General features: G+C 40.0%; 13 protein-coding genes. 4 read left to right on the forward strand and 9 right to left on the reverse strand.

Annotated features, from left to right (window positions below):
• Nucleotides 1–181 precede the first annotated feature (181 nt).
• A complete protein-coding gene (locus ATS74_RS17170) occupies nt 182–802 on the forward strand; it encodes a trimeric intracellular cation channel family protein (RefSeq protein ID WP_058550084.1) in 621 nt (206 codons plus the stop codon).
• 65 nt (nt 803–867) lie between these two features.
• On the opposite strand, the gene ATS74_RS17175 is transcribed toward ATS74_RS17170, so the two are convergent.
• On the reverse strand, nt 868–1,377 hold the full coding sequence (locus tag ATS74_RS17175) for a DUF421 domain-containing protein (RefSeq protein WP_058550085.1): 510 nt from the start codon (nt 1,375–1,377) through the stop codon (nt 868–870).
• 41 nt (nt 1,378–1,418) lie between these two features.
• Nucleotides 1,419–1,871 (reverse strand): DUF302 domain-containing protein, encoded by a 453-nt coding sequence (locus ATS74_RS17180; protein WP_058550086.1) that lies wholly within the window; start codon nt 1,869–1,871, stop codon nt 1,419–1,421.
• Nucleotides 1,872–2,017: 146 nt separating this feature from the next.
• Here ATS74_RS17180 and ATS74_RS17185 point away from each other — a divergent pair, with 146 nt between their 5' ends.
• Entirely contained in the window at nt 2,018–2,647 is a 630-nt protein-coding gene (locus ATS74_RS17185; protein WP_058550087.1) for a response regulator transcription factor, read from the forward strand.
• Nucleotides 2,634–4,223, forward strand: a complete 1,590-nt coding sequence (locus tag ATS74_RS17190; protein ID WP_058550088.1) for an MASE1 domain-containing protein — start codon at nt 2,634–2,636, stop codon at nt 4,221–4,223. Before ATS74_RS17185 ends, ATS74_RS17190 begins: the two co-directional genes overlap by 14 nt.
• Before the next feature lies 1 nt (nt 4,224).
• Here ATS74_RS17190 and ATS74_RS17195 read toward each other — a convergent pair whose 3' ends face one another.
• Nucleotides 4,225–4,758 (reverse strand): hypothetical protein, encoded by a 534-nt coding sequence (locus ATS74_RS17195; RefSeq protein WP_227006936.1) that lies wholly within the window; start codon nt 4,756–4,758, stop codon nt 4,225–4,227.
• Nucleotides 4,759–5,020: 262 nt separating this feature from the next.
• On the opposite strand from ATS74_RS17195, the gene gloA reads away from it, so the two are divergent.
• Nucleotides 5,021–5,548, forward strand: a complete 528-nt coding sequence (gene gloA, locus ATS74_RS17200) for a lactoylglutathione lyase (RefSeq protein ID WP_058550090.1) — start codon at nt 5,021–5,023, stop codon at nt 5,546–5,548.
• Between the two features lie 82 nt (nt 5,549–5,630).
• Here the strand turns inward: gloA and htpX are convergent, their stop codons facing one another.
• The 6 genes from htpX to bioB form a co-directional block, all read right to left on the reverse strand.
• Entirely contained in the window at nt 5,631–6,494 is an 864-nt protein-coding gene (gene htpX / locus ATS74_RS17205; protein ID WP_058550091.1) for a protease HtpX, read from the reverse strand.
• A 271-nt stretch (nt 6,495–6,765) separates the two neighbouring features.
• On the reverse strand, nt 6,766–8,325 hold the full coding sequence (locus ATS74_RS17210; RefSeq protein ID WP_058550092.1) for an FAD-dependent oxidoreductase: 1,560 nt from the start codon (nt 8,323–8,325) through the stop codon (nt 6,766–6,768).
• Between the two features lie 151 nt (nt 8,326–8,476).
• Entirely contained in the window at nt 8,477–9,160 is a 684-nt protein-coding gene (gene bioD, locus ATS74_RS17215) for a dethiobiotin synthase (RefSeq protein WP_058550093.1), read from the reverse strand.
• A 28-nt stretch (nt 9,161–9,188) separates the two neighbouring features.
• Nucleotides 9,189–9,998, reverse strand: a complete 810-nt coding sequence (locus ATS74_RS17220; protein WP_058550195.1) for a methyltransferase domain-containing protein — start codon at nt 9,996–9,998, stop codon at nt 9,189–9,191.
• A 95-nt stretch (nt 9,999–10,093) separates the two neighbouring features.
• Nucleotides 10,094–11,251 (reverse strand): aminotransferase class I/II-fold pyridoxal phosphate-dependent enzyme, encoded by a 1,158-nt coding sequence (locus ATS74_RS17225; RefSeq protein WP_058550094.1) that lies wholly within the window; start codon nt 11,249–11,251, stop codon nt 10,094–10,096.
• 10 nt (nt 11,252–11,261) lie between these two features.
• Nucleotides 11,262–12,302: a biotin synthase BioB gene (bioB, locus tag ATS74_RS17230; RefSeq protein ID WP_058550095.1), complete on the reverse strand. Its 1,041-nt coding sequence runs from the start codon at nt 12,300–12,302 to the stop codon at nt 11,262–11,264.
• Nucleotides 12,303–12,341: the final 39 nt, after the last annotated feature.

Raw genomic sequence — 12,341 nt, forward strand, 5'->3', positions numbered from 1 at the left:
ATTCTACGACTGCTAACTTTTGCCAACCTGTTAGCTTAACAGCTTGTTTACACTCGGTTTTGTTATTAGTTATTTCTATCTGAATTAAGCGTTTTTAGTGTGATTTTTCATTCGTTATTTACTTAATTTATCTATACAATCCACACCTTATTTTTACGTGCAATTTTCAAGTGATTATCTCATGCTACTAACCGTTGTTTATATTATTGGTATTACCGCAGAAGCCATGACCGGCGCACTTAGCGCTGGGCGAATGAAAATGGATTGGTTTGGCGTAGTGCTAGTAGCCAGTGCAACGGCAATTGGTGGTGGCAGCGTGCGAGATATTTTACTAGGCAATTACCCACTTACCTGGGTACAACACCCAGAGTATTTATTAATTACTTGCATAGCAGGCATTGTCACAACCTGGCTTGCTAAATGGGTAGTTAAATTTAAGGGCATATTTATGCGCTTAGATGCGCTAGGGCTTGCGGCGTTTAGTATTATTGGCTGCCAAGTGGGGCTAAATATGGGCCTGCATTATGGTATTTGCGTAGTGGCTGCGGTTGTAACCGGTGTATTTGGTGGCTTACTGCGCGATTTAATATGTCGCCAAGCGCCGCTTGTATTACATAACGAGTTATACGCGAGTGTATCGTTACTGGTTGCCTGCTTATTCTTGGCACTACACCATTACAATATTGATGACAACATTAGCATTATTGTAAGCCTTGTTGCAGGCTACTTAATACGTATGGCGTCAATACGCTTTAAATGGCGTTTACCTACCTTTAGTTTGTTAGAGCAGCACGCTAAATAACTTAGGCATTAATACAAATTAAGGCAGGTATAAAGCCTGCCTTGGGCATATTGTAGCGGATTATTTTAATAGACACTTACATCGCTAAGCGCGGTTTTTAAGCCGCTGTTATTTTGCTTAAGTACGCTAAAACTGCCGTCGGTTTCAAGCACTACGGCGGCTACATCTTCTATGGCTAATATACCCGCACCACGAATGGCAGCGCGAATTTCTGATTTAGTTACCCGCTGCGATTTAAGTGCCGCCGTGCAGTATTCACCATTACTCAGCAATAGCGTAGGCTCTGCTTTTATAAGCGAAGCAAATTTAGATGAGCGCACACTTAGCCACGTAATAAAATATTGCAGCCCTATTAATACTACAAACGCGAGTATGCCCTCTATCAGAGCAACGCTTTTTGAAATAATCACCGAGGCCAAAATAGAGCCCAGCGCTATAGTGACAATAAAATCAAACACGTTCCATTTAGAAAGCGTACGCTTACCCGATATACGCAGCCAAAACACCAGCGCGATATAACCCAGCACGCCAATAATAAGTACACGTATTAAGCCCTGCATATCATCAAAAAACATAGTCACTCCTTTATATTCATTATTTACTTACACTTTTTAATTTATTGCGTAACAGTAGTTGTTACGAGTGTGTGTAATACTTTGCTTATTTTTTTAGCAGCTGGGCAATTTGCTGCATTATGGCGCGTAGCTATATAAACAGGATCGTTGTAACTTAACCACACCTGCGATTGTGCGTCTTTCCATACAAGTGCTTTTAGCGGTAAATCGATACCTATTGTTTGAGCGCACTGCATTAAAGGTGTTCCGCCTTTTGGGTTTCCAAAAATAAGTACTTCTGTTGGGTCAAGCTCTTTATTTACTTTTTTAGCGCCTGCAGCATGGTCGATGCGTGCAAATATAGTAAGGTCTTTGCTTTTGGCTAGCTGTTCAAACTTATCCATTGTGGCTTTAGCGCTTAACGGGCTTTTTACAGATATTACTCCATCAGCAGCATTGGCATTTGAAATAACAAAGAGTATTGCGAGTCCAAAAATACTGTTTAGTGCTTTCATAGTGTCTCCGTTTAAATATATAAATACTGAGCGTTATTGCCCTTTTATTTTTGCAGTGTACATATTTACTAGGTAGTTAAATTTAATAAATATTTTGGCTGATGGTTATGTATTTCAATGTATAATAAATTTAAAGGGAGAAATACATGCACATTGGAATAATTGAAGATCATCAATTAGTACGCGACAGTTTTAAAAAACTATTAGAACTACAAGCCGACTGGGAAGTAATAATAGAAGCCTGCAATGTTGACCAAGCAATACTTGCCGTTGCACTTGAGCAACCCGATGTATTTATTGTAGATATATCGCTTAATGAATCTCAAACTGGCCTTACTTTTTTAACCTACCTTAACGAAAATTTCCCTGAAATAAAAACAATTGTTGCCTCCATGCACGATTACGAACCTTATGTGAGTAATGCTCTACGGCTAGGCGCTCTTGGTTATGTGTCTAAACGCTCTGCGTCGGAAGAGCTAATTGATTCAGTTAAATCGGTTGCATTGGGTAAACGCTATATAAGTGAAGACGTAAATTTTGCATTAAACACACAAAGCTCAGCTTTAACTATTTTAACTAACCGAGAACTGGAAGCTTTGCCACTATTAGCAAAAGGGTTAAATGCTAAGCAAATAGCGCAACAATTAGAAATTATGCCTAAAACAGCGCACGTGCATAAGGCAAATATTTACAGCAAGCTTAATGTAACCACTTCGTTTGAGCTGTTAAAAATAGCCATTGATGCGGGAGTAATAAAGCTAGATGAACTTACCTAGTACACCCCCCGCTTTTACCTTTTCTGCTATCGCAGGTATCAAAGAAATTACAAAGCACCTTTTACTAGGTGGAATATATTTTGTTGCCTGTATTGCTGCTTTTTGGGTTGGGGCTAATTTAGAAACCGTTCCTGAGAGTAGTGCTATATTTATTCCCGCAGGGATAAAAATAGCTTTTTATTTGCTTTCGCCAACACGCTATTGGGTTACTTTGTGGTTATCGTCTCGTGCTTTGGCAGCGCACTTTGGGTATTTAGGTTCTGGTGTTTGGGAGTTTAATTTACTGCATGGCTTTTGGCAGGAGCTTTGTTTTTATGCGCTTGTGTATGTGTTTAAACACAGTCGTTGGCCGCCAAGCATTAATAATAGCTTAGGTATACTTTCGTTAATTTTGTTATGTGTAGCAAGCACTTCAATAAAGTGGTTTTTGTTTTCAAGTGCATTCGAATTTACAAACATTCAGGTTGCTAAAGAGCTATTGCAGTATCAGTTAAATATGTGCCTGGGCGATATAACTGGCTCGTTGCTTATTGCGCCGTTTATTATGCTGGTTTACTCTTTAAAGCTTCCGTTAAGGCGCCCTGCATTACTTAAAGTGACTAATTTAGCTTTAACATTAGCTATAGTTATATTTGTACTTATATTTGCATACTTACTTCGACCCGATACCTACCCGTTACTTCGCCTTGCATCTTTATTACCTATTATTTGGTTTTCGTATCGGTTTGGTATTTTAGGCGCAATTACTAGCGCAACACTTATTAACGCTTTAATAATAGTTGAAGCAAGTATTACTCACGAACCTAGTAATACTTATATAAGCCAGCTATTTATTTTAGCCAATGCCATTACCAGTATGGTGTTAGGCGCGGCTATTACTGAGCTTAAACGTAAAAATGTAGAGTTAAAAAAAATTAACCGCGCACTCACTAAGCAACTTGATCAAAACTCACGCCTTGCAGCTAAAATGGTTACCGTACAAGAAAACGAACGAAAACACCTTTCACAAGAGTTACACGATGAACTTGGCCAAAACTTAACAGCTTTAAAAACAGATTTAGCTATTTTGTCTCATATTAGTAATGAAAAAACACAAACCTTTGTTACAACCTTAAAAAATAATGCAAATGCCATGTACGACTCTGTTTATCAGTTAATGCATTATCTTCGCCCACGAGAGCTTGACGAGTTAGGGCTTAAAAAAGCAATGATTCAGGGACGCTTAAAAAGCTTACTTAATCAGGCTAATATAAGTTACGAAGTAAGTTTTACACTACAACAAGCGCTTTCTAAAGAGCATGAAATTGCTGTTTATAGAATTTGCCAAGAGGCAGTAACCAATTGTATTAAACATAGTAATGCTAACTCACTCACTATAACTATTAAATCGAGCGAGCATTTTATTGAGTTAGAAATTAGTGATAACGGCGATGGTGTAAAGTTAACCGATAACACCGGACACTATGGCTTAGCTTTTATGCAAGAGCGCTCTAGTGCGTTAGGGGGTAGTTTTGAAGTTATTAATAATGGCGGCTTTACTATTAAAGTAAAACTGCCAATAAAAGCAGCTGACTAATTTAGCAAATTGACACTTGCTTAGTATAAAATTTTTGCCTTGGTTGATCATCGTATGAGTCGTCGGGGTTTACTTGTATTTCAACTTGGTTACCCACCAGCTGAAGTAATAATCCGGTTGCGATGTTGTTATTGCCTAATGTTGATTTTACCATCACCTTTTTGCCAATCGCTTCTTGCAGCCTAGGTTTTGGTAAATTAAGGTTGGTTATAGGCCTTAACCCTTCAGCTTTTACAAATAAGTTTATACAGTGATATTTTGCTGCAGCGATTCTTTGTTCGTTAATTTTTGCTATATCAACATTATTTAAAAAGTGAATAATTGCCTGATTAGCATGAGTAAATTCACTTGATACATCGTCGAGTTCGCGCCCTGTAGCCCACTTTCTTGTAACTTGATACTGCCGAGAGGCTTTGCGGGTAAGTATTACTGTAGCGCCAGTCATTTTGCTAAACCACTGTATACAGTAGCTTGTGTCACTTTGGGTATTAAGTAATACACTCATGTTGCCAAATTCAGTTATATTTTCATCCATACAAATCATACTTAGTACCCTACGTCCTTGTTTAGGTTTAGTTTATGAGTATTTATGTAATTAAAAATCATCCATTTTCCTAACCCATCTAGGAAAATGGCTTAGAAAATAATGCGGTATATTTACTAACTTCTGCTTTATGGACGTAATCCGTTATAAATAGTGATGTATGCGAGGGAGTTTTTATTTAGCTTAGAGTTGATTATGATGGTTTAAGCATTATATATATGTTTTCGCTTCTTAATTTATACAAAGGATTACCATGTCTAGCTATAACGAATCTTCAGAGCAAATTGAACAAGCCACTAAAGGCTATGTTATGCAGCAAACTATGTTGCGTATTAAAGATCCCAAACCGTCGCTCGAATTTTATCAAAATGTATTAGGTATGAAGCTATTAGGTAAGTATGACTTTCCTGAAATGAAGTTTACGTTGTACTTTTTAGGCTACGAGCCAGAGCAGCCAGAGGGTGATGATAAAACAAAAGCTAAATGGGTATTTGGTCGCCCTGCGTTAATTGAGCTTACCCATAACTGGGGCACAGAAGACGACGATAGCTTTGAGGGTTACCACAGCGGTAACCAAGAGCCTAAAGGCTTTGGCCACATTGGTATTAGCGTACCGGATGTTTACGCAGCGAGTGAGCGCTTTGCAAAGTACGATGTGGAGTTTGTTAAAAAGCCAGACGATGGCTCAATGAAGGGCTTAGCATTTATAAAAGACCCAGACGGCTACTGGATTGAAATACTCTCACCAGAAGGAATTACCGATATTATTTTTGGTAAATAACCAGAACTTTGAACAAACCGGTTACCACATACTAAAAAGCCAGCTAATTAGCTGGCTTTTGTGTTTTTAAATAAGGGTTAGCTTATTTACGTAGTGCGTCTATACGCGCATCAAGCGGCGGGTGAGATGAAAACAGCTCAGCCATACCTTTACCACTTGCAATACCAAAGGCCATCATTGAGCCTTGTAATTGCGACGGGTGGTTTTGCTTTAATCGCTCAAGGGCTGATCGCATTTTATCTGCACCTACCAATTTAGCTGCGCCGCTGTCGGCTGCAAATTCACGCTTACGGCTGTAACTAGCAACCACTATGCTTGCAAGTACACCAAATAATACTTGGAATAGCATGTCGAATAAGAAGTAAGACCAGCTACCGCCGCCCTCTTCTTCATCGCCATTTAAAAAGTTATCTACTATGCCTGCTAGTACTTTTGCAGCAAATATTACAAAGGTATTTACCACGCCTTGTATTAGCGTAAGCGTTACCATGTCGCCGTTAGCTACGTGCGATACTTCGTGGGCAAGTACCGCTTCCGCTTGGTCTTGGCTCATGTTATGTAATAAACCTGTGCTAACCGCCACCAGCGAGTTGTTTTTACTTGGGCCGGTTGCAAAGGCGTTCATTTCTGGGCTGTCGTAAATTGCTACTTCAGGCATTTTTATACCTGCTTTTTGAGCCTGTGCTGATACAGTTTGTACAAGCCAGTGCTCGGTTTCGTTGCGTGGTTGAGTAATTACCTGTGCGCCCGTTGATTTTTTAGCAATCCACTTAGACATAAATAACGAAATAAACGAGCCACCAAAGCCAAATACAGAGGCTATAAGTAATATTCCGCCAAGGCTACGATGGCTTAAGCCCAGCACACTCATTATTATTGAAAGCACTACACCTAATACCAACATAACCGCTAGGTTAGTTAATAAAAACAAAAATATACGTTTCATATTGTCCTCACAAAAATAGGTTTGATCACTAAGCCATTTACGAATTTAGAATTAAATCAGCTAAAAGTAATCACTGCGCTATGACACACTATGTCATAGCGTTAGCGCTATTCTGTGACAAACTATGTCATAACGCAAGGGTTATTTATGCGTTTATAAATAAATATTTTTTGGGGTGTTTAGAGGCATAAAATTTTATAGGCTTGCTGTTAGTTAAGAATAACAGCAAGCTTTAAATCACTTTTTAAACAGATGGTTAGGAGGTTTAACTTTAGGTGGTTTTGTTTATGCCATTATTAATATTTGCCATAGCCACAGGGAACCCACGCTCTTTTGCAAGCACTTGTGCAATTTTGCTTATGTCTTCATTGCAGTTTTGCTCAAGATACGCCCATTGATGATTATTACGGTGGTTATTAATATTGGGCTCGCCACTTACAAAGCCTAACTTTGTAAATTCAGCCACTATTTCGTCGGCAGCAATAAGCGTAGATGACGCTTTTACGTTTTCGGCGCGCGCATAGCTAATATGCGAATATAAGCTAACATCGGCAACGCGTAATGTGTCGTCTTCTCCTGGGATTTGTTGCCCACCAAATAACGCATTGTTTTGTGTATTTGCATTATTAAATGCCGGTACAAACTCAGCAACAAAATCTATTGCTTTTTGGCTGCGTGCTTTAAGTGCCGTTTCATCCCAACCTTCGCTTATGTACTCTAAATATTTGCTAGGTAATTGAGGTTGCGCGCTATTGCCGCTTGTTTCAACAAGGCCATCGTTAAATAGGGTAATTGCGTTGGTCATACCATGTATTTGAAAATACCCATCTGGGTAAGGCGTTAATTGCGCCATACCTTCGGGCGTACCGCGATTACCATAAATAATAATTTCGGGTATTTGCCCACCCGCTCCCTGCCAATGAGTAATATACGAGGCTTTAAATTCGACCATACGTTTGGTATCAATGCCTACCATGTCATCAACAATACCGGTTTGAAACCCGCAGGCATTAATAAGGTAATCAACCTCTGTTGTTTGTGTGGCGTTGCTTTGTGCGTTTTGGTATTCAATTTGCCAGGTTGGTGATTGGGTTTTGTCATTACTGCTATTAACTTGGCTAACCTGTTTAACCTCTGTACTGGTAAGTACGTTAGCGTGTTCATACTGCGCAAGTGCAAGCTGTGCGCTGGCCGACAATCTAAATATGTTCCAACCATATTCTTGAGCAACAATAAGCGGGTATTTTATTTTGTTTAAATTTAGATGCTTGGCAACGGGGATCATCCACTCATCAAGTGTTTTAGGCTCTGCTATTTGCTCTTTATGTGAAAGGGCGATCATTTGCTCATAGCTATAAAGCTGGTAGTAATTAGCAGGCTCGCCAAGCACTTGGTTGTTAGGGTCTTGCTCAACTAACTCTTTATACGCATTGGTTATTTTATTTAACCTTGGTAGTAAATCATCTGGTGAGTCGTCATCGCGCTTTGGTACAGCAAACACGGTTGGACGTACGTCTATGGTGTAAGGGTACAGCCTTAAAATATCAATGCATTGTTTAAGAAGGTCTATGCAGTCTTCGTCGGGTATCTCTCGGTATAAATTACCCCCTGCGTGCAAGTGGCACATAGGTGGGCCATCTATTAATGACTTTTTTTTCTCAAAAACAGTAGTGTGAATACCTAATGCTGCTAAGCGAATTGCTATTGTTGCCCCTGCTGTGCCCCCGCCTAAAATACCCACACGGGTTTTAGGCAAAGCACTTTTTAGTACGTCTGGCTCGGCCTTTACGTGCGTATTTTGAGCGTAATTTTCAATAAATGGGTGGGTCATGGTGGTTGTTATTTCCTTAGTAACAATAGCAACTTGGTTATAAATGTAATATGCGTACTAAGGGTGATTATTTCAAGGCTGAAACGAAATATTAAGCTTATGTATTTTATACAAAAGCTGCTTTGTATTTAACAAAGCAGTTTTTTAACTTTTAAGAATTTAAATCGAGAGTATTGAGTAAGCTTTTGTATATTTGTAGTTTTGGTGTTTGCTCGCTGTAAGGGCTTATTGCAAGAATAGGAAATGGCAAACGTGATTTAAGCGAATCAAGGTTAGCTTGGTATTCGTCCATGTTTGGGTCTACTTGGTTTGCAACCCACCCTACACAGTTAATGCCTAAACTTTGCATATGGGCGGCTGTAAGTAAGGCATGGTTTAAGCAGCCTAATTTCATGCCTACTACTAAAATTACGGGAAGTTGCTCTGCTTTAACCCAATCGTATAAATAATCGGTGTTATTAATAGGTAATGCCCAGCCACCAGCGCCTTCGGTTAGGTGATAATCAGCACCTTGCTGTTTAAGTGTAGAGTACGCTGCGCTTAATTTATCAAGCGTGATGGTTACACCTACTTGTTTTGCTGCTATATGCGGTGCAATTGGCGGTGCAAAAGCAAATGGGTTTATTACATCGTACTTGGCGCTTACCGTTGCGCTTTCCATAAGCATAAGCGCATCGGCGTTTACTAGCTGATCAAATGCCATTTCGCAGCCTGCAGCAAGCGGCTTAAAGCCAATAGCTGGTTTTTTATGTTGGGCAAGTAGCTTTAATAGTAAACTGGTAACGTGGGTTTTTCCGGCGTCGGTGTCGGTACCGGTTATAAAAAATTCTCTCATTGCTTAGCCTTGGTATTTTAATCGTGCGCTATTTAAATTTTGTGATTGGTTTTTGTAGTGATAACAATACCACATGGTACGACACACACGCTTGATTGTTTATAAGCGGATACGCATTACACACCTTTTGCAGAGCCGATTTAGTTAATAACCCTTGGCGTGTATTAGTATGGTTTTGTGTAGTAGCGCCAATGGCTTTAATTGATTTTATGGCTTTTAAAGGCGTTGAGTAACAATCGGTATAAACCTTTTTTTGAAAGCTATTGATTGCAAACCCTGCCTTTTGGACTGATTGGTTTATATGGATATGTGTATTAAATGAGTTTATATGGCTGCTGTTATCAAGCGCAGTAAAGGCTGTTTTAATTTCATTGAGCGACCCCGCAACCACAGTACTTATATACGCCTGCCCGCCTGGTTTTAAAACACGATAAAGTGATTGCACTAACAATTCAAAATTAGCAGACCACTGAACAGCAAAGTTACTGAATATGGCATCTACACTGTTTGCTTGTAGCGGTAGGTTATCCATATCGGCGCAAATACAAGGTGATTTTAACGTGCTACTTTTTAGCATGTTTAAGCTTAAATCTATGGCCAATACCTGCCCAAACTCATTTTGCAGCGTGTGTGTATTTACAAGCGGGCCAGCCCCTAAATCTACACACAGCTTGTTTTTATTTTGTGATTTTACATTTATTAATTTAAATAAGTCACTTGCAGCCTGTTTTTGTACATTAGCATGGCTGTTGTATTGCTCTGCCGCTTTTGAAAACTTAGTTTGCGCTGCTTTTTTTAGTGACTTATTGGCAGGATGTTTAATTATACCGCTCGCCATATTTGCAATTGGTTTTATGTTTTGAGGTACTTTATGCTCAACTACCTCAGTTATACGCTCAGCTTGCTTTGGTGTATTAGTTAATGCGCGTGCAATCATGCTATTGAACCTTTTAAATGTTCAATAAGCGTTGTTATATCGGCTTGTGTATGTGCCGCCGTTAACGTAATTCGTAAGCGAGCGGTATTATGTGCAACCGTTGGTGGGCGAATAGCCGTTAGCCAAACACCGTGCTTTTTTAATTTCTCAGCGGCTTTTAGAGTTTGCTCAGCGCAGCCAAGTACAATGGGTTGAATTGCCGTGTTTGACTCCATTACCGCAAGGCTATGCGTTTTAGCAAGCTGTTTAAATAAAGCAATATTGCTATTAAGTTGCTCGCGTTTGTTGGTTGCTGTTTTAATTGTTTTTAAACGAGAAAGCGTAAGGCTTGCCATAAGCGGCGACATAGCAGTTGAATACGTGTAATCGCGGTTAAATTGCAGCATGTAATTTATGAGCTCTTTACTTGCTAATACACACGCACCGCTACTTGCTACGGCTTTTCCAAAAGTAATAACCAGTACTTCGGGAAGCGCTAACCCCTCATCTAATAATGCTTCGCAGCTACCTAAGCCCGTTTTACCCAAAGCGCCAAAGCCGTGTGCGTCGTCTATCATAAGCCATGCATTATGTGCTTTAGCCAAGGCGAGTAACTCTTTTAATGGCGCGGTATCGCCATCCATCGAAAACACCCCTTCGCTTATAATAAGCTTGTTTTTCGCTTTTGACTTTTCGAGCCGAGAACGTAAATGGTTTAAATCGTTATGATTAAAGCGCACTAATGCGGCGTTAGAGTGCATTGCACCGTCAATTAAGCTGGCATGATTTAGCTTATCTTGAAAAATAGCACTATTTTGCGCAGCGGTTTTATCTTGAAACAGCGCTTTAATTACACTGCTGTTTGCACTAAACCCCGAGCTAAACAACATACCTGCACCATAGCCAAATTGCTCACAAAGGTAGTGCTCAAGCTGTTGCTGCTGCGCTTGATACCCTGTAACTAACGGCGAGCTGTGACTACCCAGTATTTGGCTTTGCTCAAGGTTTAATGCGCAATCGCCAAAGCCTAAGTAATCATTACTCGCAAAGTTGAGGTAGGTTACGTCATTTATTGTAATGGTGCGGGCTGTAGCGCTTTGCACAGTATGGCGATTACGTAATAACGCATCTTGCTTTCGCGCTTGCAGATGCGTACTTATAAATTCAAATGGCATACGTTTAAACTTAAGCTTCGTAAAATAATTCTGACGTTGCTTTATCAGCCACTTGCGATGAAAGCGACGCTGCTACTGCTTCGTCTGAGTAATCTTCGCGAGTTTCTGGGTTCATGCCTAATTTTTTAATGAGGTTCATGTCGGCATCGGCTTCTGGGTTTTCGGTTGTTAGAAGCTTATCACCATAAAAAATGGAGTTAGCGCCTGCAAAGAAGCACATTGATTGCATTTGCTCGTTCATGGCGTTGCGCCCTGCCGATAAACGTACATAACTGTGTGGCATCATAATGCGGGCTGTGGCTATGGTTCGTATAAATTCAAAGTGATCTAAATCGTCAACGTTTTCAAGGGGTGTGCCTTTTACTTTAACCAGCATATTAATGGGTACGCTTTCGGGTTGTTGTGGCAAGTTAGCTAATTGCATTAACAAACCAAAACGGTCGCTTGCTTGCTCGCCCATACCGACTATACCGCCTGAGCACACTTTCATGCCTGCATCACGTACGTGATCAATAGTGTTTAATCTGTCTTGAAAAGTACGGGTTGATATTATTTGCTCGTAGTATTCTGGTGAGGTATCAAGGTTATGGTTGTAGTAATCAAGCCCAGCACTGCTTAATTCATGAGCTTTTTCGTTGCTAAGTTTACCAAGGGTCATGCAAGTTTCTAGGCCAAGCTCTTTTACTTCTTTAACCATTTGCGAAATGTACGGCATGTCTCTGTCTTTTGGATCTGACCAAGCTGCTCCCATACAAAAACGTGTAGCGCCTTTTTGTTTAGCAAGGCGTGCTTGCTCTACTACTTTTTCTACTTCTATTAGGCGTTCACGTTCTAGGTCGGTTTTATAATGCCCTGATTGAGGGCAATATTTACAGTCTTCTGGGCAAGCGCCTGTTTTAATTGATAGCAAAGTAGATATTTGTACTTCGTTAGGATTAAAATTAGCACGGTGAACCGACGCCGCTTTAAAAAGTAAATCATTAAATGGCATTTCAAATAATGCTTTAACTTGTGCGTGAGTCCAATCGTGGCGAACAGGTGCAAATTCCATAGTAGTCTCTTATTTTTCTCAGTGGTGATGTTGGCTTAG

This window comes from Pseudoalteromonas sp. H103 (genome assembly GCF_001469205.1).
Taxonomy (GTDB): domain Bacteria; phylum Pseudomonadota; class Gammaproteobacteria; order Enterobacterales; family Alteromonadaceae; genus Pseudoalteromonas; species Pseudoalteromonas carrageenovora.

Coding starts and splice junctions, on each gene's coding strand:
- ATS74_RS17225 (WP_058550094.1), bottom strand. CDS start 11,251: ATGCCATTTGAATTTATAAGTACGCATCTGCAAGCGCGAAAGCAAGAT.
- gloA (WP_058550090.1), top strand. CDS start 5,021: ATGTCTAGCTATAACGAATCTTCAGAGCAAATTGAACAAGCCACTAAA.
- ATS74_RS17175 (WP_058550085.1), bottom strand. CDS start 1,377: ATGTTTTTTGATGATATGCAGGGCTTAATACGTGTACTTATTATTGGC.
- htpX (WP_058550091.1), bottom strand. CDS start 6,494: ATGAAACGTATATTTTTGTTTTTATTAACTAACCTAGCGGTTATGTTG.
- ATS74_RS17190 (WP_058550088.1), top strand. CDS start 2,634: ATGAACTTACCTAGTACACCCCCCGCTTTTACCTTTTCTGCTATCGCA.
- ATS74_RS17170 (WP_058550084.1), top strand. CDS start 182: ATGCTACTAACCGTTGTTTATATTATTGGTATTACCGCAGAAGCCATG.
- ATS74_RS17185 (WP_058550087.1), top strand. CDS start 2,018: ATGCACATTGGAATAATTGAAGATCATCAATTAGTACGCGACAGTTTT.
- bioB (WP_058550095.1), bottom strand. CDS start 12,302: ATGGAATTTGCACCTGTTCGCCACGATTGGACTCACGCACAAGTTAAA.
- ATS74_RS17210 (WP_058550092.1), bottom strand. CDS start 8,325: ATGACCCACCCATTTATTGAAAATTACGCTCAAAATACGCACGTAAAG.
- ATS74_RS17180 (WP_058550086.1), bottom strand. CDS start 1,871: ATGAAAGCACTAAACAGTATTTTTGGACTCGCAATACTCTTTGTTATT.
- ATS74_RS17195 (WP_227006936.1), bottom strand. CDS start 4,758: ATGGATGAAAATATAACTGAATTTGGCAACATGAGTGTATTACTTAAT.
- ATS74_RS17220 (WP_058550195.1), bottom strand. CDS start 9,998: ATGGCGAGCGGTATAATTAAACATCCTGCCAATAAGTCACTAAAAAAA.
- bioD (WP_058550093.1), bottom strand. CDS start 9,160: ATGAGAGAATTTTTTATAACCGGTACCGACACCGACGCCGGAAAAACC.